Raw genomic sequence first — 24,788 nt, 5'->3', positions numbered from 1 at the left:
CGGTTGCGAGAGTTTCACTAAAGTTTGATTTACAACAAAGCGGACCATAAAATCCCCGTATCACTACATAACAAGAAAGAAAGTCATGAAACTGGAAACTGTCGATTATCTTGCTAACGACGCAGCAGAACAATTTGTTCTCTCTTTACGTGAAACTGGATTTGGCGTACTGAAAAATCACCCAATCCCAAAAGAGCTTGTTGAGTCAATTTACGAGAACTGGTACCAATTCTTCATCTCTGAAGAGAAAGAAAACTTCCACTTCAATGTTGAAACACAAGATGGATATTTTCCACCTTCAGTATCTGAAGTTGCAAAGGGCCACACAGTAAAAGACATCAAAGAGTACTTCCACGTATATCCTTGGGGTCAAATTCCTGAGCAGCTTAAACAACAGATTCTAGACTACTACCAACGTGCTAATGCTTTTGCTCAAGAGCTATTAGGTTGGGTTGAAGCGCACGCACCTCAAGAAGTGCAAGAGAAGTTCTCTATCGCTCTATCAGAAATGATCAACGGTAGCGAACAAACTCTGCTTCGCGTACTTCACTACCCACCAATGCAAGGTGATGAAGAACCAGGAGCAATCCGCGCTGCAGCACACGAAGACATTAACCTTCTTACTGTTCTACCTGCGGCAAACGAGCCTGGACTACAAGTTAAGTCTCAAAATGACGAGTGGCTAGATGTACCGTGTGACTTCGGCAACATGATCATCAACATCGGTGACATGCTGCAAGAAGCATCTGGCGGTTACTTCCCATCGACGACTCACCGTGTTATCAACCCAACTGGCGCACGCCAAGAAAAGTCTCGCATCTCACTGCCACTTTTCTTGCACCCGAAACCAGAAGTGGTTCTTTCTGAAAAGTACACAGCAAACGAGTACCTAATGGAGCGCCTAAGAGAGCTTGGCGTTATCTAATTCGTCTGTTTTCGTATACTAAAGGTCAGCATAATGCTGGCCTTTTTGCTTTGTAAATACATAACTGGTTGAAATTTATTTAGTTTGAAACTCGACAAACCACGACAGATCGCTTATCAATTAATTATATACACACATGCATATGGCTGCGGGCTCAATTAATTATGTCAGACAACCTAGACTCATCGAGTCATCAAAATATTAGTTGCCAGTTTCAAGCACAAATGGAAAACCCGTTGCTTTGGCCAATCATGGAAGTGCTCAAACAAAAGCCGACGGGGTGGAAAGTGCACACCTTGGCTACGCATCTCAACGAGCTCGGCTTTATTCCTGCCCTTGATCCGGTTCCAGAGAAGGAGTTATTCAAGAAGAACTTCTTAATCATGAACGCGCTTTACCAACTGCAAGAGACGCTATACCCAGATAATTGGCTGCAAGTTCAAGCGATGGAGATAGAACTAATGTGTGGTCGATATCACGGAAGTACACACGCTATTGACCACCAAGACCCGTTGCGTGAGTACTACATTGATTGGTTGAACTATGAAGCCGAAGAGGGTGAAGTTAAGCGACTATTGAATGAGTTTTGGACCCGCTATAAGAAGTTTGTTGGTGGTAGTGAAACAGACATGGACCGAAACCGAGCATTGAGCTTGTTTGAGTTACCACTAGACGCTTCACCGGAAGAAATACGTAAACAGTGGAGAAGGCTTGCGCTTCGTTGGCACCCAGATAGAGATGAGGGTAACACCGCCCAATTTCAAACCTTGTGTGAAGCTTGGCATGTGTTGCGAAGCTAAAGTTCTCAGTTAGATGTATTGTGGTTTATGAACGACAAAGCCCCACTTTAGACGAGTGGGGCTTTGTACGTTTTGTCAGTTATGAGTTGTCTTTACTCACACCGCTTTTATGTTCGAATGCGTAATCAAGCACTTTACGAATGTAAGGAGCACCGACCTTAGAGCCACCATTACCATGTTCAATAACGACAGTTGCAACGTAATCCGGGTGTTCATACGGAGCAAAAGCAGTGTAGAGTGCGTGATCAAGCAAGTGCCTTTCTAACTCTTTCGAGTTGTACACCTGATCTTTTGCTAAGCCAAATACTTGAGAGGTACCAGATTTACCACCACTCGTGTATTTTGTTCCTTTAAACGCTCTTCTACCACTACCACGACTACCGTGGTTCACTAATCTCATCGCATTAATTGGTACATCCCAAATCTTGTCTGGGACTTCATCGATGGATGACATTTGTTTAGGTTCTATTAGCAGTTGAGTCTCTAAGTCTTCACCGTGATCGAGTGTTGCTCGTAGGATATGCGGAGGCATCACCTTGCCATGATTGACTAACACAGAGGTCGCTTTAGCAAGTTGTAAGGGAGTCGAGGTCCAGTATCCTTGTCCAATACCGATCGGTACCGTGTCACCTTGATACCAAGGAGTGCGGTAGCGCATCATCTTCCAATCTCGTGTAGGCATGTTGGCGTTACTCTCTTCGTAGATGTCGATGCCCGATGGTTTACCAAAACCAAAACGGTTCATCCACGTGCTAATACGGTCGATGCCTAGGTCGAAAGCCATTTGATAGAAAAAGGAATCGACCGACTCTTCAATCGCTTGTGTCACATCAACAGGACCGTGCCCCCAACGCTTCCAGTCGCGCCAGGCTTTAGAGTTAGATTTAGACCCAGGAATGCGCCATACGCCGTGGTCATTACGGATGGTATTTTCAGAAATAACATGTTCTTCCAAGCCCGCAACAGCGATAAACGGCTTAACAGTAGAAGCGGGCGGATAAACACCTAACGTCGCTCTGTTTACCAATGGATGAGCAGGGTCATTAAGAAGTGTTTGATAATTCTTGCTAGAAATGCCATCAACGAATAGGTTAGGGTCGTAACTCGGGCTTGATGCCATAGCCAAAACACTGTTGTCTTTCGGGTCTAGGACAACAGCACTGCCAGTGCGATGATCAAGTTGTTCGAACACATACTTTTGCAGTTCAAGATCAATGTTGAGTACGATGTCTTTACCAGCAACAGGCGGAACGTACTTTATCGTTCTGACGATGCGGCCTCGGCTATTTACCTCAACCTCTTGATAGCCTTTTTGTCCATGAAGTATGTCTTCATAGTATCGCTCAACGCCGAGCTTACCAATGATAGTCGTCGCTTGATAATTCGCTTCTTTACCTTGTTCTTCCAGTTTTCTTAAATCGTTGTCATTGATGTGTGCAACGTAGCCTAATACATGGGTCAGTACTTCACCGTTAGGGTAGAAACGCTTTAAGCTGGTATCGATTGTCAGTCCTGGAAACAAGTATTGGTGAACCGAGAATTTTGCGATCTCTTTTTCCGTCAGGTTCTCTAACAGGGTAACGGGCTTAAAGCGGCGGGTATTGCGGTAACGCTTTTTAAAACGCGTAATTTGTTCTTTATTCAGCGGGATGTACTCGTTGAGTTTGCTGAGCATCTCATCCACATCTTTTGTTTGCTCTGGGATCATGGTGAGAGAAAAGACCAGTTTGTTTTCAGCCAGCAACACACCATTTCTGTCGTAAATTAACCCTCGCGTAGGGGCAATCGGGAGCACTTTAATTCGGTTCCCGTCGGCGCGGGTTTGGTAGCTATCAAAGTTTTGAACTTGAAGTCGGTATAGGTTACCGACTAAGACGAGAGTGAAAAGCAGAATACCTATGAATGCGACAATAACACGGTTTCTAAACAGGTTTACTTCACTTTTATGATCACGCATTTTTACGCGTTTGTGGTACATCAAATCTTAGCCTGTTACATTTAGTTACACTTGTTTAGGCGGACTTTACCATAGCTTCGTAAAAATAATGTCATGTTTTATGAGCTTCTCAAAGATAACCAGAGTTATATAAATTATGGGAAAGGAAGTGAAGGGCGATAACCAGCTTATTTATCGTGCACAAAGTTCGTTACTTAACATTTGTGGTTTGATAGAACGCTTTCTAGGACGAGTAGAAATAAAAACGGCCCCATTTGTGGGGCCGAAAAGTTGTGTTTAGTTGAGTAAAACTTAGTTCGAAGGCTTGAACTGAGATTTGCGCATGCGGTTAAGAGCAGCCATAACATCCAACGTTCTTGGTTTCGCTAGGTCACCGTAGTTAGGCATATTTTGGTGCCAATCGTTATCTAGAATCGCGTTAAACTCTTTTGCTGGATTATTTGACCAACCAGGCGTTTGTGCAAACTGGAACCAAGCCCAACCAATCGCGTTGACTTCAGAAGTTGACTCTAGCTGCTCAAGAGCAGAAAGGTCGGCAAACTCTTTACCAAAACGCAGAGATTCCTTACCTTTAGCACTCACGCGGAACTTTCCATCAGTAAGAATGTTCATTAGTGAAGCACGGTTCAGTGAGCGAGGAACAAACATCTCCAACGGTGTTTCGCACTCGTTAGTACGTTGGGTAGGGTGCTGAGCAATAACATCTTTTGCTTTATCTGTCACATCTACCGCTTGGTAGTCGTGCATTTGGATCACGGTGTCTGCTACATCTAGGTAATCACCCGAGCCACCCATAACGACGATAGTAGAGATTTCCATTTCATCACGTAGCTGGCCAATACGGTCAACAAGCGGAGTAATGGGCTCGTCACCTTTTGAAACCAATGCCTGCATACGCTCATCACGGATCATGAAGTTAGTCGCTGACGTATCTTCGTCAATCAATAGGGTTTGAACACCGGCTTCAATCGACTCTTGTAGCCAAGCCGCTTGAGAAGTAGAGCCCGAAGCATCTTGAGTACTGAAATCAGAGGTATCTTTCTTCATTGGAAGATGATTGATGTAGTTTGACAGATTTAAGCTGTGCACACATCGGCCATCTTCAGCGCGAATCTTCATTGTATCAATGGCAGTCACGATGCCTTCACGGCCATCACCAGGAATATGATTGTAGATAGAGCGTTCAACCGCATTCAATAGTGTCGATTTACCGTGGAAACCACCACCAACGATTAATGTAATCCCTTTAGGAATACCCAAGCCTGTTACATCACCTTGGTTTGGCGTGTTTAACGTAACGCTCAGTGACTCTGGCGCTGTAAATGGAACCGCATCTTTCATTGGAAGATCACAGTTACCCGCGATACGTGGTAATACACTGCCATTTGCCACAAATGCCGATAGGTTGTGCTCATCTAGCTGTGCACGCAGCGCTTCTTGGTCTTCGATTGTTTCACAGTGCTTGATCATTGCGTCTATGTTTAGCTCACGCTCAAGCGTTGCGCGACGGATAAACTTCGGCAAGTAGAATGTGATGATGTTGTTTGCTTTCTTCGCAAGAATGCTACGACCATCAGCAGGCAGGTTAATACGGAAACGAATTTCGATACCGTGCTCAGTAAACACGACTGCAGTGTTGTCGAGTACTGTTTGACCCGTTAATGCGATAGAAACGGTCGCTTCTTGTTTTGCGAACTCAGCAAAGCTGCGAGCAATAAAATCACGAGCTGCTACTTGGTATTCGTAAGATTTTTCTTTCAGCCAATCTAACCCGGTCAACGACCACGCGCGTGTTGCACGAAAACGAGAGGCTGACGCGTACGGGTCACCTTGAATGTGGTCGATGTGTAATTCAAAATCAGCAAAGTCGTATTGACCTTTAATTTGTTGATATGCACGGTAGTTTTGTTTTTCGAGCTTTTTAAGCTTTGCAGTCAACTGATCCATAACGAGGAATGCCTATATAAAGGGGAAAGATAAAAACAGAAAGGCTGCGATTATAAAAATCACCACCTATAGAGTAAAGAGAAACTAGGTTTAAATCCAAAACTAACGGCTATTTTTCACTTTAAGCGTAACGAGTTGTCCCTAAATAGTTTTGATTGACTAAGCTATGCTCGAATTCTTGGCATGGCATTGGTCTGCCATAAAGGTAACCCTGGCCAACGTCACAGCCCTCATCAATAATAAACTGCTCCTGAACTTCTGATTCAATCCCTTCAATCATCACTTTCAGATCCAACTTTTTCGCGATCTGGACGATGGAACGGACAATCTCAGAGTCTTCACTCGAGTCGAGCATCTGGTCGATGAAACTCTTATCAATCTTGATTGCATCAAATGGGAACTTCTTAAGATAACTGAATGACGCGTAGCCGGTTCCAAAGTCATCCAGTGACAATGTCACGCCTATGTCATGCAATGTTTCAAGCGTGTTCTTTGCCACCACTTCATCAGCAATGAGTCCGCTTTCTGTCACTTCGAGCTCTAAGAAATGAGGTTCAAGGTGATAGGTTTCCAGTAAATGGACGACTTGCTCGGCAAAGTGCGCGTTCTTGAGCTGCACCGCGGACACATTAACCGCCATCTTAAAATCTTCAACGTATTCAGACCATTCTTTGGCTTTTTCAATCGCATTACGCAGTACGAAGCTTCCGACTTCGAAAATCAATCCGTTCTGCTCGGCCATGTGAATCAAGGTTTCATTGGATATGTCTCCCAAAACGGGGTGACGCCAGCGGAGCAATGCTTCAGCACCGACCCAACGATGGGTTAGCGGGCATACTTTGGGTTGGAAGTAGAGCATTAAGTCATCGTTACGTACCGCTTGCAGCAAGTAACCTTCGATCTTGTTGATATGACTTTGCTCTTCAGTGTGAGATTGGGAGTAATAAGCAAACTTTTGCCCGGAATCCTTGCAGGCCAGCATAGCCTCTGACGATTTCTGCAGAATACTCTCAGCATCGTCTTCGTTATTAGTAGTAGCAATTCCGATAAATGCGTGCAGGTGAACCTTATCATTTTCGATAGCAAATTCAGAGTGACCGACTTTTACTAGAGTTTGGCAAAGCTCTTCGAGGCGATGATGCAAATCTTTAACACTGAACGCTAACACAAGATCCACAGAAGTAGGGCGCGCGGTTAACACCTCGATATCGGCAATGCTATCGATACGTTTTCGGTATTCAACTAATACTTGGTCCAGTGCTGTATAGCCGTATCGAGCTTGTATACGTCTGCCGTTGGTAAAACCGATGTGAATGACAGCAAATGAGCAATCCGTCAGCCTTCGTTGAGAAGAGAGCTTGTGGTTTAAACGCGACTCAAATGCACTACGATTTAAAAAGCCAGTTCCTAGATCATGATTCTTTTGGAAATTGATTTTTTGTTCAGCGGCTTTTCGCTTATCAATTTCTTGATTCAAGGAGTAATTCAAACTGGCGAGATCTTTGGTTCGTGTATACACCCGGTTTTTGAGGTCACGATTCATTTGAGTCAGTTTGGCGTGCTGAAAGAGGGTTTTAAGCTGGGACTCTATTGAGGTCCGAAAGCTTTCCAGAAGTTTAATGTAAGTCGGTGTGTAGTGATTTTCTTTAGAGTCCAAGATACAAATGGTGCCGAAAAGCTCACCATTCGGCCAAAGCAGAGGGATACCACAATAGGATATCAACCCTAGCTTGATGTCAGGATTGTTTTCCCATGCCGGGTCAGCGAGAGCATTGGGGACAAGAAGTTGCCGCTGAGACTCCATAACGGTTTCACAATACAGCCCGTTGCCTAATGTTTCAGAATCGCCCTTATTGTATGGGTTGTTCTCGCTACGACTAGTGGAAAAGACTTCGATGTAATTGGAATGAACACGCATAATAAGTGCTGCTGGCACTTGCGTTATTTGAGCCAACAGATCAACGATGTTCTGCCAACCGTGCTCCATATCGTCTGGAATATCTAAATCGAGAGTTTTTATTTTCTTCATATGACTCCGAGTCAATTATGCTAAATGCATCAACACATCCTGTGTTAATTATGATGAACCAAATAAACTGTGAATCTTAAGTTAATTAAGTATAAGAAATGTTGCACAAAAAAACCTCGGCAATTTTACAGAGGTTTTCAAATGTGAATACGGGTCTCAGTAATGAGATAAATTTCGACTAGGGCTTTAATTTTATAAAGTCTTCGCTATTCAATTTCTTACTGTAGTCTACCGATGGTTGTGCAAAACCGTTTAGTTGCAAGAATTCATCTTTAAATCCTTGGTAATCACCCAGAGTTTGGAAGTTATTTTCATCCATCTTGTTGAGCAACTCTGTCACATGGGCTTGTGTCTCTGGGTCTAGTTCCCAGTCGTCCATTCGTATCAACCGTTCGCCATCAAGTGGTACTTTAGATTGACCGTACAGCTTAGTGCTAAACAGGCGCTGCATTTGTTCGATACACCCTTCATGCGTCTGTTTCTCTTTCATCACTTTGTACAACGCAAGCAAGTAGGGGCTTAAGCCCGGGATGAATACGCTTGCTTTGGTAACCAACGCCTTACACACAGTCGCATAAGCGTTGCCTTCAAAGTTAGCTAATTCAAGGTTAAGCGCATGACTGGTTTGATGAAGATCGATTTTTGCACGACCTAGTGTACCATCGAGATAGATAGGGTGTGTGACTTCAGGGCCAACATAAGAGAAAGCGATAGTCTTACAGCCGGGAGCGATAGATTCGGCATTGATGAGTTCGTCGATCCAACTTTCCCAATCTTCGCCCCCCATCACTTTGAGTGTGCTTTTTGCTTCCTCTTCAGTGGCAGCTTCAAGCGTGTTGGTCACCCAATTATCGTGCTCAAGAGAAATGGTTGCGCCAGTTACGCTTTCACCAATAGGTTTAGTCGCAGAACGCCAGAATTCATCAGAATTGGGCTTGGGACGTACACCCGCAGCCAGACTGTAGATCACGAGATCGACTTCACCTTCGAAATAAGTTTCGATGGCTTCAACAACTTGTGCGCGGGTTTCTTGGGAAAAGGCATCGCCTACGATGTTAATAGCGGTGCGCTGCTCACGTTCCGCTTCTTTTTTGAAGTAGATGTTGTTGTACCAGCCGGCACTACCAAGAGATTTTTCGTTTGGGCCACGTTCGAATGAAACGCCAATGGTGGCGGCTTGAGCACCGCCAAAGGTAAGGGCGATACGAGCGGCAAGGCCAAAGCCTGAAGAAGCGCCGATGATCAATACTCGTTTAGGGCCATCTTTGATTTGCGGCGCACTCTTAACGAATCTAATTTGTTGCTTTACGGCTTCTTGACAGCCAAGAGGGTGAGCGCTTTTTGCTACCACACCCTTGATAATAGGTTCGATCAGCATAAATAACCTTACAGTTAACGGTGATATGCACTCAGGCTAACGTAAAGCTGTGTAAAATTTATTGAGCTAGACCATTAAAACCTAAAGATACTGATATAATTCTTCGGCGACAAATTCAGCAATCCAAGGTTGAGCTTCTGGTTTAGGATGCAAACCATCGTTCATCATCCACTCCGGTTTTAGGATGATGTGCTCTAGGAAAAATGGAAGCAGGGGTACATTTTGTTGATCAGCCAACGCTGCAAACACGTATTCAAACTGCTGGTTGTAACGCTTGCCATAATTAGGTGGGATTTTAATTTGCATCATAATTGGTCTCGCACCCGCCGCTTTTATCTGCTCGATGATTTGATCTAAGTTTGAAGACATCAGCTTCGGTGGGAAGCCACGAAGACCATCGTTGGCTCCAAGCTCAATAAGGACGGTGTCTGGAGCGTGTTCCTCTAGTAGCTGGGGTAAACGAGCTAAACCGTTACCTGTTGTGTCGCCAGAGATACTGCCGTTGACCACGGTAACCGCTTTATCATGTTTCGCTAACGCATCTGGTAACAAACTTGGCCAACTCTGTTTGATATCCATGTTGTAACCAGCACTCAAGCTGTCACCAAGTATCAGTAACTTCGAATCTTGAGCTGACGCAGACCCTTGAGCCAAAGAAGTAGTAGAAAAGAATATAAATAATAAAAAGGAAATTAGTCGAGTCATGCATACATCCATCATTAAAGCAGAAGCTGTTTCCAAGACAGTGTCTACTAATCAAGAACATTTAACAATCCTAGAGCACGTCGATATTGATATTCGTGAAGGTGAAACAGTCGCGATTGTCGGTACATCTGGGGCAGGTAAATCGACCTTGATGACTCTGCTGGCTGGCCTTGATGTCCCTACCAAAGGCGAAATCCATTTATTGGGACAACCACTTTCACAGCTAGATGATGAAGCCAGGGCGAAAATCCGAAGTGAATCGGTAGGATTTGTTTTTCAAAGTTTCTTATTGATTCCGAGCTTATCAGCGCTGCAAAACGTGACACTACCATGCTTACTAAAAGGCGAAGATGAAGACATTGAACGCGCAACTGCGTTACTTGAGTCGGTTGGCTTAAAAGACAGGCTCGATCATCTACCATCTCAGCTATCAGGTGGAGAACAGCAGCGTGTAGCTTTGGCACGTGCGTTCATGATCAAGCCCAAAATCCTATTTGCTGACGAACCAACTGGTAACCTGGACCAACAAACCGCGGCCAAAATCGTCGAGCTACTGTTCGAACTGAACTCTTCTCACGGCACCACACTAGTACTGGTGACACACGATCCTAAGCTAGCACAACGATGTCAACGAACGCTTAAGATGCATGTCGGACAGATAGAGGAAGTCTAAATTGAATTCATCAAACGGACTTAACAAGCGCCTGTTTTCATGGAGCATTGAAGAGATTCGACATGGTCAACTATGGCCGGTATCGATCGCTTTAACACTGATCATTGCCTGTGTTTTCGCATTATCAGCATTGGCTGAGCGCATGGAACAGGTCATCGTAAAACAGGGGAAAGATGCACTGACTGCTGACAGCGTGTTCATCTCAGCAAACCCAATCCCGCAAGCATTATTAGATGTCACTCAAGTTGAGCCGTTAGAAAGCTCTCAATTAACCCGCTTTTCAACTATGGCATTTAGCGATAACTCGATGCAGTTGGTGACAGTTAAAGCGGTGGAGAGCAACTATCCATTGCGTGGTGAAATGTTACTAGAAGGTGCAGACAATGCATCGAGCAATCACGTTGAACCCGGTGAGTTGTGGCTGGACGAACGTATTTTCGCGCAGTTGGAAGTTGAAATAGGTGACAACGTCACTATTGGAGATGCCGACTTAACCATAACAGGACGAATCACCCAAGAGCCAGGGTTAAGCTTCAACCCATTCCAACAGATGCCTGCGGTACTGATTCATAATAATGACATCGACGCGACAGGGGCTATTCAACCGGGAAGCCGTGTAAGTTTCAGACTGTTCTTAAACGGTGATGATGCAAAACTTAAAGCAGCTCAAGACAGTATCGAATTAACGCCAAGCGATCGTTGGCGTACGCAAGATTCAGCAAGCCGCACTAATGATATGTTTGAAAGCACCACCCAATACTTATCACTAACGGTCGCTATTGTCGTGATTATGGCTGCGACTACCTTGGTATTGACGTGCCAACATTATGTAGCTAGCCGCCGCAAGACCATCGCCATGCTGAAGAGTTTGGGCGCAAGCAAACCATGGATCATTAAGTGGCTATCAGTACAAGTTTCACTACTGGTCGCTATTGGTGCCGTCCTAGGTATCGCGATTGGTATCGGACTAGAGTTTCTTCTTCGTATTCCGCTTGGTGACTTATTGCCTTCTCCGCTTCCTAGCTATGGTATCGAGCCTGCTATTCTTGCAATCTTATCCAGTGTTTTAATTGGTGTGCCTGCACTTGGCATTCCGTTGATTGGGTTGGTAAATACCTCTGCGATTAGCGTGATTCAATCAAGCCATAAGACACGCGATAGCTATAAGAAATTCGCTTTGCTGTTGGTGCCTATCATCCCAATGATGTTGATGTATGGTGACAATTTATTGGTGTGGATTGTTTTAGCCGGTATTGCGTGCCTATTTTTGGTTCTGGCCCTAGTTAGTACGTTTGTACTGCGCCTGTTTGGCAAGCTTCCGACATCGACATCAATGCGCTTAGCTTTAAGTCGAATTAATCGTACGCCGCTTGCAACGGGCATACAATTTGGCTCGTTAGCGCTTTCGTTGATGTTGCTGTCGATTATCTGGTTGGTGAGAAGCGATCTGTTGTCAGACTGGCAACAAACCCTGCCTGAGAATGCACCCAATGCATTTGCACTGAATATCGCCAGTTATGAGAAAGACAGCTATTTGGAAACCATTGATGCTAACGGAGTCGAGCGTACTCAAGCTTTCCCGATCATTCGTGGGCGACTAACAACAATCAATGGTGTCGTAGCATCTGAATATAGCGAGACATCTGAACGAACTGATGCGCTAAGCCGTGAAATCAACTTCACGTGGGGCGACTCACTACCAGAGTATAATGAAGTGCTTGATGGCACTTGGACGAAAGAGCAGGGCGTGTCTGTTGAATCTGATGTAGCAGAACAACTAGGTTTGGAAATTGGAGACGAGCTCGCTTTCACCATCAATAGTCAAAAGGTATCAGCGAAGGTTAACAGTATCCGTAAAGTAGAATGGCGTGAAATGAAGCCAAATTTCTACTTCATCTTTACTCCAGACGTCTTGAGCTCCATTCCTTCGACTTGGTTAGTGAGCTTTAGAGTCGAAGATCAGCACAACCAAATGCTCAACGAGCTCTCACGGAATCATCCAACCGTGAGTTTGATGGATATCCGTGTAATGGGCAGCAAGATCCAAGAGCTGCTTAAACAGATTGTTTGGTCGATTACCGTGTTGGCAGCACTTGGCGTCGTTGCAGGATTATTGCTTATTTTTACGCTCTTACGTCTTAGCTTATCTCAAAGGCAACAAGAGATACGTTTGTACCGTACGTTAGGGGCAAGCAAGAAAAGGATCCTTAACACTATCTGGTGTGAATATGGGCTAATGGCACTGGTAGCAGGCTCAATTGCTGCGCTAGGTTCTGAAATGAGCGTGGCAGGTGTGATGAGTTTCGGCTTTGAACTCTCGCCTTCGCTTCATCCGATGTTGTGGGTTGTTTTACCTGTGCTGACCTTTATCACACTGGCCGCTGTTGTGAACAGCTTAATTAAGCGTCTATTGGCTCCTGTAAACAAGGATTTTGGATAGTTGAGATAGAAAACCTTAAATAGATTGTTGAAACGGTCTGATTGTGAATTTTTATACTAAGGCGAAAGCTATTTATAGAATTCACGGTTAGGCCGTTTTTTATTTGACCAACGGCTAGCACAACATAGGCATTTAGCACTTTAAAATTGACATTTTTTAGCATTATTTGAAACGTATTGTGTATTTGTGTCGATTAAATGAACAGCGGTTAGTCCCTGTAAACAAAGGGTTTGCGCAACTTAGCATGAACGTTATCAACAGTTATCCACAAAAACGGTGGATAACTTTAGGGATAAGTTAACATGTTTGTTTTAAGAGTACTGAGGCAGCCTTTGTGTGGCGTCACTTAGGACAAATTTGACTGTTAGAATAACCTCGAAAACAGTATTGGGAGTTATTGAGTCAAGAGATTATTTAAGTTTTTTACATAAGTTCAACGAACCACCAAGCTAAGACCTTGATAAAAATGTGTTTTAATTCATCGTCGAACAAAAGTAGAATAGTGGCAGTTAATCTTATTCTACAGAACACGATGAACCACAACAAAACGGATACAAATCAAGCTTCTATTGCCATTGTCGGCGGTGGTATAGCCGGAACAACAAGCGCTATTCACTTCAGTGAGTTGGGTTTTAAGGTCACTATATTGGAAAAAGGGCCAAGTTTGGTTAATGGTCCACCGATTTGCCACCTACATGCTGGCGGCAATTTGTATCGAGATATTTCTGTAGAGCAGTGTCTCCAATTGCTCACACAATCAATTGACACCGTCCGTTTGTTCCCTCACACGATCAATATTCGTCCAACTGTCATAGCCGTTCCACACAGCGATGGTGGGGAGCCATTGGACTTGCTTCCTCGTCTCAAGATAATAAAAGACGCTTATGCTGAACTCGTAAAGCAAGACAAAAACAATCAAGTACTTGGGGACCCTGAAGAGTACTACAAGCTTTATGACAAAGATGAGTTATTGGCACTAGCTAAACTAACGCAGCCACTGAAGCCAACAACGCTTGATGAGTGGTGTATTCCTTTCGCCAAACATACTGATTTAGAAACGCTTAAATATCCCGTTGCTATGGTTCAAGAGTATGGTTGGAGTGTATTCCGACTGTCTGCGACGGCTCAACTCTCGTTAGAACAACAGCCAAATTGTACAGTGTTGACCAACAGCCGCTTACAATCGGTTCAATCTACGGGACAAGGTTGGTCATTAACCTACACGGACATTGATAACAAAAGCCGCACACTAACCACCGATTATTTGATTAATGCCAGCGGCTTTGAAACCGGCATCGTAGATGACTTTGTAGGTTCGAAACAGCAGCGACTTGTTGAGTTTAAAGCCGCTTATGTGACGAAGTGGCCATATTCCCAAGAATGTAAGGAAGAGTGGCCTGAGGTTATCTTTCATGGCCCACGAGGCACACCACAAGGTATGGCTCAATTAACACCATACGCCGATGGAGTATTCCAGCTTCATGGTATGACGGAAGGGATCACTCTGTTTGAAGGCGGCTTGGTTTCATCTTCTACAGGCTCTTCACAGCCTCAGCTGCCTTCTAAGCTACTGAAGAAAATCGTATCTGGTTGGAGTGAAGAACAGCTAGAGCTAAGAACACGTGCGGCGATTACCCATATGTCTCAGTTCATACCAAGCTTTAGCTCTGCACAAGTTGGTGGTAAGCCTCTATTTGGAGCGCAGCAAATTCCGGGGACCGACCCAAGCCTACGCGCTTCAGATGTCTCTTTCTGCGGCGAGCGTTATGCAAGGCTTGAGGTAGTAAAGGCGTCTTCAACATTAGAAGCAGCGCAAAAGGTGGCTCAACACTGGTTCGATATTCCCGAGTCTGACTCGATTGAAGATACACACTCAGTGACAATGTCACTTAATTTAAACGATATTGAAAATAAAGCGATAGGGTTGACCCAAGAGCGTGGATACCCAAATGCGCTGGCGAAAGTTTCAGGCCAAGGCCACCACTAAAACGAAGAATCGGCTTACTTAGGTAAGCCGATTTTTTATCCTTTGACAATCACCACTGTGAACGGTGGCTGAAAGCTCATTATCAATAACCGAAGAATCGTGCCCACTGACACCACACATCTTGCAACCCCAAGCGATCCCCCTTACTAAATGAAATCTGATGCCCAGGCTTTGCTTGCGCTAAACGCGGCAAGTCAATTCTTGCAACACACCCGATCTTTGGATAACCGCCAATTATCTGCCTATCATTAAGCAGAACAATAGGTTGCCCATCTTGTGGTACCTGGATCGCACCCAGCGCAATGCCTTCGGATAACAGTGAGATATCTGGAGAGTGAACCGATTCACCACTAAGACGATAACCCATGCGATTCGAGTTTTGGTCCACAGTATAAAGAGAGCTATAAAATGTCTCTTTAGCTAATTCAGAAAATTGTTCGCTCTGATAGCCTTCAATCACTCTCAAATTGACCGGTAGGTTGTAATCTGGTGTGTATCGAAAAGTTACACAGAGAGGTCTAAAGTGCTTTGCAAGAGGGTGCTTAGTGAAGCCTAATTGGTACCCAGATTGGCACGCTTCACCGTCTTGAGTTAATCCACCGATTTTTTCACGAGTTACCGTTGCACAACTGTTGAGTACGACGGGAACATCAAAGCCCCCTTTAATTGCGAGATAAGCTCTTAATCCATTCTTTGGTAAGCCAAACGAAAGCATTTGCCCTTTAAACGCTTGAAATGTACTCCAGTTGGCCAGCGGTTTTCCATCCAAAGTCGCCTGTAGATCTCCACCGCAAATCGCCATCTCGCAATCGTCATTAACCTTTAGCGTGCATTGGCCAAGAGTGATTTCTAAGGCTGCACGATTAACAGGATTTGCTAATAAATGATTAGCCCAACTGTAGGAATAATCATCTACGGGTCCACCTTGTGTTAAACCTAGATGAGAAACGCCAAAACGTCCGAAATCTTGAATCAAACTTAAAGGTCCCGGTTTAATAACGGTGAGTGTCGCCTTATTGATTGATTTAGCCATTGCCGACATCTCCTCCAAGTTCAATGAATTCTTGCCTTGAAATTGCTTTAAAACGAACAGAATCACCTACATTGAGTAACGAGAGTTGTCCTTGTGGATTACGTGAACCATGCTGTTGGCTACCGTCGAGCTGGCTATGATCAAACAATGACAAAGGGCAGTTACCAATAATGTTCCAGCCACCTGGTGAGTCAGATGGGTAAACCGCAGTTTTTGAGTCTGCTATCCCGATACTGCCTTTGGGCACACATAGCCGTGGAGTGGAATGACGAGGTAATACCAACGGCTCAACAACATCTGACATGAATGCAAATCCAGGAATGAATCCGATAGCGCTAACACTGTAGATCTGAGAGGTATGATATTGAATGATATCGTCCAGCGATAAGCCTTTCGCTTGGTACTTATCTAAATCAAGGGCAGTGTCAGTAGAGTAGTAAGCAGGGAGTTCGATTGCATTACGCGTATTACTTGTTATCGAAAGCGTAGTAACTGCCTCTTTCAGCATCGAATTGAGTTGAGCAATGAGGTGTTGCTCGGAGATTCGATAGGGTAAGTAATCGATCAGTAACGTGTTATAGGCTGGCGTGACATTCATCAATACTGTGGCTAAGCTCTGGCGAATAGCATCTGAAAAGTGGGCCATGTATTGAGCGCTAACCACGCTTGAACGATTTACTGAAGGCAGTAACGTAACAAGTACGCTGCACTCAGCGACGGGCGTGATATTAAATTCTATCTGATTATTCGTCATTTCCTTTCCATACGTTCTATTTCAACGTCCGTGTTTAGCGAGGCATGAGAATGTCGACTTGTCTCAGTCAAAGAGCAAGAGCACACTCACGCCATACTGATACTAATTAAATGCGTTAAGGTCTTGGCGAATTTTTCTAATTAATGCGATGGATTGGGGGTTATCACCATGGACGCAAATCGTATCGGCTTCAATAGGTAGTCTTTCACCTTCGATAGTCGTTACCGAGCCGTAATTGACGATTTGCATCACTTGGTTATAGATATCGTCTTGATTCACGTACACCGAACCTTTTTGTGTTCGTGGTGCGAGGTGGCCGTTATTTAGGTATGCACGATCTGCAAACGCTTCGAATAAAAGGGGGAGATCGTGGTCGTCGGCAATATCTAGATATTGTTGGTTGTCAGAGGAAGAGAGGATCATCAGTGGGATATTAAATTCAGCTACCGCTTGCGCCACCGCATTAAAAATATCGGTGCTCGACATCATATCGTTATAAAGCGCACCATGAGGCTTTACGTAACCAACGGTAGTATGGTGATAACGGCACAGGGCTTGTAATGCGCCCACTTGATAACAAACGAGCTCACTGATCTGCTCCATAGTATGTGGGATAGATCTACGACCGAATCCGACAAGATCTTGATAACCCGGATGAGCACCAATTTGAGTATGGTAGTGCTGAGCAAGCTTTATCGTTTTCGACATGACGTGTGGATCGGACGCATGAAAGCCACAGGCAATGTTGGCCATATCTACCCATTCCATGACCGATTCATCATCGCCCATCTTCCAATTGCCGAAACTTTCTCCCATGTCGCAATTAAGCAATATCTTCGTTGTCACTTGCCGTCATTCCTTTAGGTTTAGATATCTAACGACACTCGTACAAATGACGAAATGAAACAGTGACCTGATTCAAATTTTTGCTACTTTGCATTTATTGGTACGCTACTTCATATATGGTTCATCCATCAACAAAGAAGAACCATTTTATCTTTATATTAGGTGAACGCATGATTTCCCGCCCAATTAGCTTAGGACTAGCATTAACCACATCGGCCTGTGTGGTGGCTCAGGGGAACTCTTTAGATCAACTCATGTCGATGAGCCTTGAAGAATTGTCGATGTTAGACGTTGAGATGGAAACGGCATCAAAAGTGACTCAAAAGCTCACGGATATTCCGTCGTCCGTGTATGTGCTTTCGAATGAGCGTATTCAACGTAGCGGTGCTAAGACCATTGCGGAAGCGTTGAAGCTCGTGCCGGGTCTAAAAGTCACTAAGTTCAACGAAACTTCATGGTTTGTATCTGCTCGTGGCTTTCATGATGGCTTATACAACAAAATGCTGGTAATGATGGATGGACGAAGTTTATTTAGCCCAGTGTATGGCGGTACGTATTGGAGCGACGTTGACTATGTTCTTGCCGACATTGAACGAATTGAAGTATTAAAAGGGCCTGGAGGAACAATTTGGGGTGGTAATGCGGCTAATGGCGTCGTTAACATTATCACGAAATCAGCCAGTGAAACCCAAGGTACTTATATCTCAGGTCTTACCTCGAATACTGACAATATGAGTTCAGTGTCAGGCAAGGGCTTAGCTTTAACGCTAGTGTCAATGCGAAAGCCTTCTAAAAATACCGAGAAGAGCCAACGTATCGTTCTAATGAATCCGAGAAATGGAAAGCGCAGTCCGCTGGTATGGTGTTTCAACCAAGCGACAGTGATCAACAATGGTCACTAAGAATCGGCGCTGAAAAGAGCTTTTCCGAATCAGAGTTGTATTCCGTCCAATACGATAGATCTGGTACGCTCGTTGATTACCAAGCTAATGATTTTGATAATGAAAGCCACTCTTTTTATCTGCAATTTAACGACTCTCGAAGCATAAGCGATACCTCGACCTTCTCATATTCGTTGTGGGGGGAATACAATGAAGATAACGCACCGGATGCACCTGGGAGCTATACCACGGTCGATTTTGATTCGACACTTATCAAGCAACTGTCGGCGACTCATCAAATCACTGTTGGTGGTGGGTTGCAATACCTGTATCTAGATTTTTCGTCGAGTCAGGTTAACGAGGTTGATTGGTACAATCCTGATTACTGCGGGCGTGCCTATGACGTAGAGAGCGCCAACGATTACATCGCCAATGCATTTATACAATCACAGGTACAATGGACTGAAGCACTGTCCGTTACCCTTGGTGCAAAGTTAGAGCATTTCACTCAAAATGACTCAACAGAGGTTTCACCTCAAGTGCGTGGGTTATACAAGTTGAATCTTAGCCATTCACTTTGGGCAGGGGTAAGTAAAGCGGTAGTCGCACCATCTTATATGGACAGCAATGCAGCCTATTACTTTAACAGCTACTATCCAGAGACCTCAGCAGCTATTTCGGATATGCCTATTCGACACTAGAAGGTAAGCGTAAAGGCGATGATCCGAACTCAAGCGCTCAAACCAGTGTCTATTACGATATCGACAATCAACATTTAGCCACAGTACAACTCATGTGGAGCATTACCGACAGTTGGCAATTTGATGTTATTGGTCAATACATCAACGTGAACTACCCAAATTACTGGGTTGCGGAAGATGGCACTCAATACTCATGGCAATCTTACCCACATGAACTCGTCTTTGATGCACGTCTAGCATGGAAAAAATCTCATGCCGCGCCATTAGTTGAAGTAGTGATTGAAAACATTGGAAAAGGCAGTGGCTACCAGGCTGAGCTCACTTCACCAAAGAGTGTTAATGAAGAGTCTGTTTATGTAAGGGTTTCTCATGAATTTTAGACGCTCAGCCAAGCGAGTCGTTTCGTGTATCGCTCTTGCATTTCCCTTATTCACCGCTTTCACTTCATAGGGCTGCAGGTTTCCAGCCCTATGAAGTGAAAGCGGTCTACCTCTTCAGAATTGCCAACTTTATTCAGTGGAATGATGAAAACTTGATGGATACGGTTCACTTCTGTGTACTTGGGAACCAAAAAATAAACGATGCGCTTGTTTCCATTACTAACCAAAAGACGCTCCGTTCACTGCCAATCCAAGTCCACCAAACGCTAACGCCACAGTGCAATATCACTTATTTGTCTGATGTGAATGGTCAGCTAAATAAACAGACTTACTCACCGAATATGGTCACTATTAGCGACGACGACGATTTTACCCAAAGGGGCGGCGTGATCGAGCTTATGCACGTTGACAACAAACTTAAGCCTAAAATCAATCTCACCAATGCTAAAAAAGGTAATTACATCATAGGCTCAAACCTCCTTCGTATATCTGTAGTGGAGGGTAAATAATGCTGTCTTTCATCAATAATATCTCGATAAAAAACAAGCTTATCTTACCGATCATTCTGTTTGTATCGGTTGCCTTTGTGACTATTCAATCAATAAGTTACATTGTCACGTTCGAGCGAGAGAAACAGAACCTGATACAACGTGTTAAAGTGCTTGCTCAAGGGGTTGCGTACAACCTGCAAGCTGCAATATTGTTCGAAGACAAAGCGTCAGCTAACGAAATCTTATCCGCATTTGTCGCGGACGAAGATATCGTTCGAGTAAAGCTATTCGACACTCAAGAACAGCTCTTTGCCAGTTATCAAATAGGGGACTCAAATATTCCTAGGCCCACTAGCGAAGAGCGTGAAGATATCGCATCTCAACAATTTGCGATTTCAAAGCAGTACATCTATTTATTGGTTCCTGTGGTTCTCGACAACGAAATTATCGCGAATCTACGTGTCACCATTTCAAAGAAAACATTTGAGAAGATCTTAACCAATATTATTAAGGTCGCTGGGATCTATTTCGTACTGCTGGTTATTTTAGGCGCTGTGCTCGTTAAATTAATTCAACGCTTTATCATCGACCCAATGTTTGAACTCAACGAAGCAATGCAAGCGTTTGTGGAAAGACGTGCTGAGCAGCCAAGATTGGTCACTTCGAACAATGATGAAATAGGTGAGTTGGTTCGTGCATTTAACACCATGCTACAACGATTAAAGCAGCGCGACAGCCAGGTTCATTTTACGCTTGATAAATTACAAGAAGAGAAAGCATTTGCGAATGAAGTGATCGAAACGGTGCAACACTCTTTGCTGGTGGTCGATAGCAAAGGGGCGATCGTACATGCCAACATGGCAACACGCGATATCTTCAAGTGCAGCGAAGCATTTCTCGAAAGCCTATCCATACAAGAGCTTATTCAAACCAAGCAACAGGGGTTCTTAAAAGGGGTTATCGATTCCAATATTGAGCTGAATGACGAGTTAATTGAAGCAACTGATCTATTTCATAATAAGCAATGGCTACAGATCAGCAGCCGATCTTTATCAAAGAATGGCAACACCTTGTTCGCGATCCAAGATGTGACCGACATCGAAACAGCGATGAGTCGCCAACGTATCGCAGCCGGTGTATTTGAAAACAGTAAAGATGGACTCATCGTAGTTAATTCATCCAATATCATTACCATGGTTAACCCCGCCGTCACTCAGATGCTTGGTTATCACTCGGATCTGCTGGTGGGTAAAACTCCGTTCGAAGTTTTTTCTTGGCAACAACTCTCGTCGTTGATGCCAACTATTCGCACCTCACTAGAGAATTATGGTCAATGGCAGGGAGAGGTATCGGAGAAAAACGTTTCAGGCACCTTAGTTCCGATGTTCATAAAGGTTAACCGAGTCACGTCAGACAACAACAGAGGCGCGTTCGATATGGTGTTAACACTATCTGACTTATCCAATGTCAAAGAGATGGAAAGGCTTGAGCATTTACCTCATCACGATGCATTGACAGGCCTGGCGAACAGAGCGCAACTGTATAAATTTCTTGATGATGCTATCTCATCGAACCAGTATTCAAACAAGCATTTTGCGGTCATATATTTGGATTTAGATGGATTTAAACACGTAAATGATACCTATGGGCATGACGCGGGTGACGAAATCCTTAAAGAAGTCTCAAATAGGCTGTTATCTCAAGTAAGAGCCGGCGATCTTGTTGCTCGTTTGTCGGGTAACGAATTTGTTCTTATTATTAAACAAACCGACAAGATCTTGCTTGGTAAATTGGCCGAGCGCTTGTTGCGGCTTATTGAGCAGCAAGTGAGTTATAAACAGCGCGAACTGCACGTAGGCGCGAGTATTGGTATTCATTTAGTCGAAGGTTCTGAAAGTAATATCGACGTAATCTTACAAATGGCTGATGAAGCCATGTATCACGCGAAACACCAAGGGAAAGGGCAATTTGTGTTCTCAAGTGACGTTTGATTGCTCTGTGGGGTATGACCTCGCACTAAGTTGTTGTATCATAAGCGATAGATTGAGTATTCATAATTAAAAGGTCTAAACATGAATGTTTTAGTAACCGGTGGCATGGGCTATATCGGCAGTCATACAAGTATCCAAATGATCAACGCAGGTATGACACCTGTACTTTTTGATAACTTGTACAACAGTAAGCCAAGCGTTCTAGAGCGTATTGAAAAAGTGTCTGGCGTTCGCCCTATATTCGTTGAAGGTGACATTCGTAATAAAGCACTGTTAACTGAAACATTGAAGCAACACGACATCGAAGCCGTTATTCACTTTGCAGGCTTAAAAGCTGTGGGTGAATCAGTTGAGAAGCCTCTTGAATACTATGACAACAATGTAAACGGCACTTTGGTTCTCGTTGATGCAATGCGCGAAGCGAATGTTAAAACGTTAGTATTCAGCTCATCAGCAACAGTATATGGTGACCCTGCAAGTGTGCCTATCACTGAAGATTTCCCGACTAGCGCAACCAACCCTTATGGTCGCAGTAAATTAATGGTCGAAGAGTGTCTCACCGATTTCCAAAAAGCGAATCCAGATTGGAGCATCACGCTACTTCGTTACTTTAACCCAGTAGGTTCACACCCAAGTGGCGAACTAGGTGAAGATCCACAAGGCATTCCAAACAACTTGATGCCGTTTGTTTCTCAAGTTGCCGTTGGCCGACGCGAGTTCTTGTCTGTATTTGGCAGCGACTATCCAACGAAAGATGGTACCGGTGTTCGTGATTACATCCACGTTATGGATCTGTCTGACGGCCACATCGCGGCACTTGAGAAAGTTGGGCGCAAAGATGGTCTTCACATCTACAACCTTGGTACAGGTAACGGTTCTAGTGTTTTAGACATGGTTAAGGCGTTTGAACAAGCAAGTGGTAAGGAAATCCCTTATAAACTTGTTGAGCGACGTGCTGGTGACATCGCAGAATGCTGGGCAGATCCTGCTAAAGCTCAAAAAGAACTTGGTTGGAACGCGACACGTACACTGACAGAAATGACAGAAGATACATGGCGCTGGCAGTCCACAAACCCTAATGGTTTCCCAGGCTAATCTAGTTGTTCCATGAATGGTTAACTTATAAAAAGATGCTCTAGGGCATCTTTTTTGATCTAAATCGAATAAAAAGTAAATTAGTGGTTAAAAAGTATCATTCTGTATTCATTGTGTTACTATGCACGCGAATTATATGTTTAATGTTAATTTTCTTTGGAGTTAATCATGGAACTAGGCCTGATCATCACTTTCATCGTTGCTGCAGCAGTAATGGTTAAGAAAGAAATGGCAGAGAAGTAATTTCACTTTATTCCTTTTTGATACAATTTTTAGTGAAATTGAAAAAGCCAGCTTATAGCCTGTCTCTTGATCACAAGTCTGGTTAATCAAGAGACTTGGCGAGTTCATACCCTTCAAGGATGGTTTGTAACCTAAGCCATCCTTGCCATAACGTCTTTATAGAAGCGCGACCTGTTCGCTTGGTATTCTTCCAACCACCTAACCGAGCAATACCGTTGTAAGCCCATGATATATTAGGCGCTTCTTTCGGTAGTTTTTTGCTCTCCAACTTGAGCCACATTAACTTCCACGCTTTGCCTTTTAATATCTGCTCACAACTGCTCTTAGATAACTCGTCTGATTCATTCATAAACCTCAACTGGAGTAACCGAGTCGCGATAAAAGCCAAAACGACGCTGAGCCTTTCTAAGTTATCCTTACTTTGCATTCTCAGTTGCTCAACTTCAGTCCCTTCACTTTTCCAGACTTTATGAAAATCTTCTATCAGCCAGCGCCGCTCATAATAACTGACGATTTTGAGTGCCTCTTCCTTGCTCGTTATCGGCTCTGAAGTCAGTAAGTGCCATGCGAGCTTATTACCACTCTCTCCTTGTTCTATACATCCCACGTAGTAAAGCGGAATGTTATCGAACTCTTTCTTGTTAGCAGGAGACTTGAGTGTCACGGGGGCATATTTGATATCTAAATGAGCCTTGCGAGCTTTACGACCGCCTTTTTGCGGTATTTCGAGCACTTTCTCTCCGGCTGATAACAGGGTAGAAGCATAGCTATAAAGACGATTATCGTGCTCTTCAATACAGCGGCTTTGCATTGAGCGAACGAGGAACCTTTGTTGTTGCTCTCGCTTGTAAGTGAGGTATTCAAATAGGTCGGCTTCTCTATCGCACACAGAAATGACATCCGAAATTTTATCGCCAAGTCGCTCAGCGACATGGCGAGAGGCTTGTTCCCACTTATAACTTTCTTTCTCTTTGTATGGTCGAGTCGCATGCTGGTGCCTTTGACCTCGCTTTTCTATATCACGAGTCCAGCGCTGTTGTTCAATTAAACCAATAACAGATTGAGTGTCGGGAGCAAAAAGTAAGGTTGAGTGTACAAACATGGCGCGATGTCGATTGCCTTGATTAGAGTGCCCGAGTTCATCTCGAATGCTGCGATGGGAGTAACTGAGAGAAGTGGTGTCTTCTAAGGCAAGAAGTGTTTGTTGCTCTAATGCTTCTTGTGCGGTGACATAAAAACCCGCTTCTGCGATATCTTCTGCTTTGATTTGCTCATTACGGATGAAGCGATAAGCCCCTTCCATTTCAGCAGGGGATATAATGAGTTTCGAGACGGGTACGCCAGGCTGCTCGGCCAGTGAGGCTGCGAGAGCAACGAGTCTTTGAGTGCGTCTAGGGTCATTAAGGTGGGCTTGACCGAACTGTTTTTGTGCCCAAAGGGTTGGCTCTATATAGGTCATGATAATCATCCTTGTCATTACTTAGATGATCAGATCATGAAACCTAAAAATAGTTCAAAAAAAATCCCCAAGC

General features: G+C 44.1%; 20 protein-coding genes. 11 read left to right on the top strand and 9 right to left on the bottom strand.

What is annotated here, in order from left to right:
- Positions 1 to 85 precede the first annotated feature (85 nt).
- On the top strand, positions 86 to 925 hold the full coding sequence (locus OCV52_RS16850) for an isopenicillin N synthase family dioxygenase (RefSeq protein ID WP_137407987.1): 840 nt from the start codon (positions 86 to 88) through the stop codon (positions 923 to 925).
- Between the two features lie 164 nt (positions 926 to 1,089).
- A complete protein-coding gene (locus OCV52_RS16845) occupies positions 1,090 to 1,725 on the top strand; it encodes a DNA-J related domain-containing protein (protein ID WP_137407986.1) in 636 nt (211 codons plus the stop codon).
- 79 nt (positions 1,726 to 1,804) lie between these two features.
- Here the strand turns inward: OCV52_RS16845 and mrdA are convergent, their stop codons facing one another.
- The 5 genes from mrdA to OCV52_RS16820 all read right to left on the bottom strand — a co-directional run bounded on the left by mrdA (position 1,805) and on the right by OCV52_RS16820 (position 9,741).
- Positions 1,805 to 3,703 carry a penicillin-binding protein 2 gene (gene mrdA / locus OCV52_RS16840; RefSeq protein ID WP_137407985.1) on the bottom strand — a complete coding sequence of 633 codons (1,899 nt, stop codon included), beginning with the start codon at positions 3,701 to 3,703 and terminating at the stop codon, positions 1,805 to 1,807.
- 270 nt (positions 3,704 to 3,973) lie between these two features.
- Positions 3,974 to 5,629 (bottom strand): ABC-ATPase domain-containing protein, encoded by a 1,656-nt coding sequence (locus OCV52_RS16835; RefSeq protein WP_137407984.1) that lies wholly within the window; start codon positions 5,627 to 5,629, stop codon positions 3,974 to 3,976.
- 121 nt (positions 5,630 to 5,750) lie between these two features.
- On the bottom strand, positions 5,751 to 7,658 hold the full coding sequence (locus tag OCV52_RS16830; protein WP_137407983.1) for a bifunctional diguanylate cyclase/phosphodiesterase: 1,908 nt from the start codon (positions 7,656 to 7,658) through the stop codon (positions 5,751 to 5,753).
- 178 nt (positions 7,659 to 7,836) lie between these two features.
- The gene (gene fabV / locus OCV52_RS16825) at positions 7,837 to 9,036 is read right to left on the bottom strand and encodes an enoyl-ACP reductase FabV (RefSeq protein ID WP_137407982.1); all 1,200 of its coding nucleotides are present in this window, start codon (positions 9,034 to 9,036) and stop codon (positions 7,837 to 7,839) included.
- Between the two features lie 81 nt (positions 9,037 to 9,117).
- Positions 9,118 to 9,741, bottom strand: a complete 624-nt coding sequence (locus OCV52_RS16820; RefSeq protein ID WP_137407981.1) for an arylesterase — start codon at positions 9,739 to 9,741, stop codon at positions 9,118 to 9,120.
- Between OCV52_RS16820 and OCV52_RS16815 the strand changes: the two genes are divergently transcribed.
- From OCV52_RS16815 to OCV52_RS16805, 3 genes are all read left to right on the top strand, one after another.
- The gene (locus tag OCV52_RS16815) at positions 9,740 to 10,414 is read left to right on the top strand and encodes an ABC transporter ATP-binding protein (RefSeq protein WP_004738017.1); all 675 of its coding nucleotides are present in this window, start codon (positions 9,740 to 9,742) and stop codon (positions 10,412 to 10,414) included. The two genes, OCV52_RS16820 and OCV52_RS16815, sit on opposite strands and share 2 nt — an antisense overlap.
- A 1-nt stretch (position 10,415) precedes the next feature.
- On the top strand, positions 10,416 to 12,854 hold the full coding sequence (locus tag OCV52_RS16810) for an ABC transporter permease (protein ID WP_137407980.1): 2,439 nt from the start codon (positions 10,416 to 10,418) through the stop codon (positions 12,852 to 12,854).
- Between the two features lie 532 nt (positions 12,855 to 13,386).
- Positions 13,387 to 14,841, top strand: coding sequence for an FAD-dependent oxidoreductase (locus tag OCV52_RS16805; RefSeq protein ID WP_137408012.1), 1,455 nt, complete (start codon positions 13,387 to 13,389; stop codon positions 14,839 to 14,841).
- 82 nt (positions 14,842 to 14,923) lie between these two features.
- On the opposite strand, the gene OCV52_RS16800 is transcribed toward OCV52_RS16805, so the two are convergent.
- The 3 genes from OCV52_RS16800 to OCV52_RS16790 form a co-directional block, all read right to left on the bottom strand.
- Positions 14,924 to 15,874 (bottom strand): 5-oxoprolinase subunit C family protein, encoded by a 951-nt coding sequence (locus OCV52_RS16800; RefSeq protein WP_137407979.1) that lies wholly within the window; start codon positions 15,872 to 15,874, stop codon positions 14,924 to 14,926.
- The gene (locus OCV52_RS16795; RefSeq protein ID WP_137407978.1) at positions 15,867 to 16,628 is read right to left on the bottom strand and encodes a 5-oxoprolinase subunit B family protein; all 762 of its coding nucleotides are present in this window, start codon (positions 16,626 to 16,628) and stop codon (positions 15,867 to 15,869) included. Before OCV52_RS16795 ends, OCV52_RS16800 begins: the two co-directional genes overlap by 8 nt.
- Positions 16,629 to 16,730: 102 nt before the next feature.
- Positions 16,731 to 17,474: a 5-oxoprolinase subunit PxpA gene (locus tag OCV52_RS16790; protein WP_105058197.1), complete on the bottom strand. Its 744-nt coding sequence runs from the start codon at positions 17,472 to 17,474 to the stop codon at positions 16,731 to 16,733.
- Positions 17,475 to 17,644: 170 nt separating this feature from the next.
- Between OCV52_RS16790 and OCV52_RS16785 the strand changes: the two genes are divergently transcribed.
- From OCV52_RS16785 to galE, 6 genes are all read left to right on the top strand, one after another.
- Positions 17,645 to 18,376: a TonB-dependent receptor plug domain-containing protein gene (locus OCV52_RS16785; protein ID WP_240700684.1), complete on the top strand. Its 732-nt coding sequence runs from the start codon at positions 17,645 to 17,647 to the stop codon at positions 18,374 to 18,376.
- Entirely contained in the window at positions 18,334 to 19,056 is a 723-nt protein-coding gene (locus OCV52_RS16780) for a TonB-dependent receptor (RefSeq protein ID WP_240700683.1), read from the top strand. The genes OCV52_RS16785 and OCV52_RS16780 overlap by 43 nt, the downstream gene beginning before the upstream one ends.
- A 92-nt stretch (positions 19,057 to 19,148) precedes the next feature.
- A complete protein-coding gene (locus OCV52_RS16775; protein WP_233090308.1) occupies positions 19,149 to 19,436 on the top strand; it encodes a hypothetical protein in 288 nt (95 codons plus the stop codon).
- A 35-nt stretch (positions 19,437 to 19,471) separates the two neighbouring features.
- Positions 19,472 to 19,945 (top strand): YfiR family protein, encoded by a 474-nt coding sequence (locus OCV52_RS16770; RefSeq protein ID WP_240700682.1) that lies wholly within the window; start codon positions 19,472 to 19,474, stop codon positions 19,943 to 19,945.
- Entirely contained in the window at positions 19,945 to 21,918 is a 1,974-nt protein-coding gene (locus OCV52_RS16765; RefSeq protein WP_137407976.1) for a diguanylate cyclase domain-containing protein, read from the top strand. Before OCV52_RS16770 ends, OCV52_RS16765 begins: the two co-directional genes overlap by 1 nt.
- Positions 21,919 to 21,999: 81 nt before the next feature.
- Entirely contained in the window at positions 22,000 to 23,013 is a 1,014-nt protein-coding gene (gene galE, locus OCV52_RS16760; protein WP_137407975.1) for a UDP-glucose 4-epimerase GalE, read from the top strand.
- A 325-nt stretch (positions 23,014 to 23,338) separates the two neighbouring features.
- Here galE and OCV52_RS16755 read toward each other — a convergent pair whose 3' ends face one another.
- Positions 23,339 to 24,715 carry an IS4 family transposase gene (locus OCV52_RS16755; protein WP_261900842.1) on the bottom strand — a complete coding sequence of 459 codons (1,377 nt, stop codon included), beginning with the start codon at positions 24,713 to 24,715 and terminating at the stop codon, positions 23,339 to 23,341.
- Positions 24,716 to 24,788 lie beyond the last annotated feature (73 nt).

Origin of the sequence: Vibrio chagasii, from assembly GCF_024347355.1 — a bacterium.
Taxonomy (GTDB): Bacteria; Pseudomonadota; Gammaproteobacteria; order Enterobacterales; family Vibrionaceae; genus Vibrio; species Vibrio chagasii.
This window is presented reverse-complemented; position numbering and strand designations above follow the sequence as displayed.